Here is a 1,658-nt window from a genome sequence, read left to right as displayed (position 1 = left end):
CGTGGGGTCAGGGGCCGGGCGGCGTGCCGCCGGCCGGCCGGCCCGCGTGTTCGGTCACGGTTGCCGAGGGGGTGACGACCCGGTTGGTGACGGTGAATGAAACCGCGTCCATGGTCGTGATATCGACCTGGTCCCCGACCTTGAGCGTGGCCAGCAGGTCCTGCATCGGCTTTTCCCGTACGGTCACGGTGCGGGTCATCTGTGCCGGGTCGATGACGGTGACGATATGGTGCGGCGCGTCGATCGCCAGGATTCGCACCCGTTCGCGGCGAAAGGAGATCATGGTGCCGTGGGGGTGGCGGTTGGCCAGGCCCTGGGCCGAACTGACCGTTGATTCCGGCATCGGGCTGCCGGGGGCCGCGATGTCGGCGGCGATCGTCTGGAAGAAGCGGATGCGGATCTTGTCCCCCGGCTGTACGCGGGGCAGGTGGCGGGCGCCTCGCGGGATGTGCACCGTGACCAGGCTACCCGCCTGGTCGCGCAGCAGCACCGTACCGGTGGCCGGATCGACCGTCTCGACCGTGCCGGTGGCGATCTGGTTGCCGGTGATGGCCGAGGCCTGGGCGCGCGCGTCGTGCGCGGCCGTCGCGGACAGGGCCGCCCCTGCCCCCGCGAGAAACATGCCCGCGAGCCGCATGACAGGGAGGATGCGGGAAGCGCCGCGTGCTTTCGTGGGAGCCGACATGTGCATTCTCGTCCTTCCTCGTCCGGAAAATGGAACGATGTCATGTTCTTATCCTGCGGCGATCTGTCAAGGTGGCGCGCATCCTGCCGGGACAGGTCGCCCCCGGGATTCTCCCGGCTGGATCCCCCCAAGGATCCCCCTTGTGGGGATTGCGTTTGATCCGTAGTGGCGGTCCGGACGATGGAGATCCGGGCCGGCGGCCATGGTGACGGTATCATGTCCGGGAAGGGAAGGAACGGTCATGTCGGGGACGCCGGTGGAACCTGGAACGCGGATAGAAACGGACAGCCTGGGGCCGGTTGCGGTGCCCGCCGACCGGCTGTGGGGCGCGCAGACGCAGCGTTCGCTGGAATATTTCAGCATCGGGCGGGATTTGATGCCGGCCGAGATGGTCGATGCCTATGCGATCATCAAGAAGGCGTCGGCCCTTGCCAATCGCGACGGCCGGAATTTGTCCGAAGAGGCGGCGGGGCTGATCTGCCGGGCTTGCGACGAGATCCTGGCCGGACGGCACCGGGACATGTTCCCGCTGCATGTCTGGATGACCGGCAGCGGCACGCAATTCAACATGAATGTCAACGAGGTGATCGCGAACCGGTGCTGCCAGATGGCCGGCACCGCGCTGGGCAGCAAGAGCCCGGTTCATCCCAACGACCATGTCAACATGTCGCAATCCTCGAACGATACGTTTCCCAGCGCGATGCATGTCGCGGCGGCGCTGGGGGTGGTGCGGCGGCTGGAGCCCGAAGTGACGGCGCTGCGCGACGCGATCGACGCCAAGGCCCGGGCCTGGGCGGATATCGTCAAGATCGGGCGGACCCATATGCAGGATGCGACGCCGCTGACGCTGGGCCAGGAATGGTCGGGCTATGTCGGGATGCTGGATGAGGCGCTGGAGCGGCTGGGGGCGGCGCTGCCGGCCTTGTATCGGCTGGCGCTGGGCGGCACCGCGGTGGGGACCGGCATCAATGCC

The 1,658-nt window shown here is 67.7% G+C and carries 2 protein-coding genes; one reads left to right on the top strand and one right to left on the bottom strand.

Translation table 11 applies throughout. The annotated features are described in order from the left end of the window. Nucleotides 1-7 precede the first annotated feature (7 nt). A complete protein-coding gene (locus HUK84_RS17260) occupies nt 8-685 on the bottom strand; it encodes a preprotein translocase subunit YajC (protein ID WP_246285760.1) in 678 nt (225 codons plus the stop codon). A gap of 241 nt (nt 686-926) precedes the next feature. Here HUK84_RS17260 and HUK84_RS17255 point away from each other — a divergent pair. After that, the coding region (locus HUK84_RS17255) for a lyase family protein (RefSeq protein ID WP_246285759.1) at nt 927-1,658 on the top strand (732 nt) is incomplete at its 3' end.

This window comes from Nguyenibacter vanlangensis (genome assembly GCF_013376155.1).
Taxonomy (GTDB): domain Bacteria; phylum Pseudomonadota; class Alphaproteobacteria; order Acetobacterales; family Acetobacteraceae; genus Gluconacetobacter; species Gluconacetobacter vanlangensis.
The sequence above is the reverse complement of the archived record's forward strand: the minus strand, read 5'-3'. Positions and strand labels throughout refer to the sequence as shown.

Bases quoted from the DNA above. Each gene is read 5' to 3' on its own strand.
- HUK84_RS17260 (WP_246285760.1), bottom strand. From the start codon at position 685: ATGTCGGCTCCCACGAAAGCACGCGGCGCTTCCCGCATCCTCCCTGTC.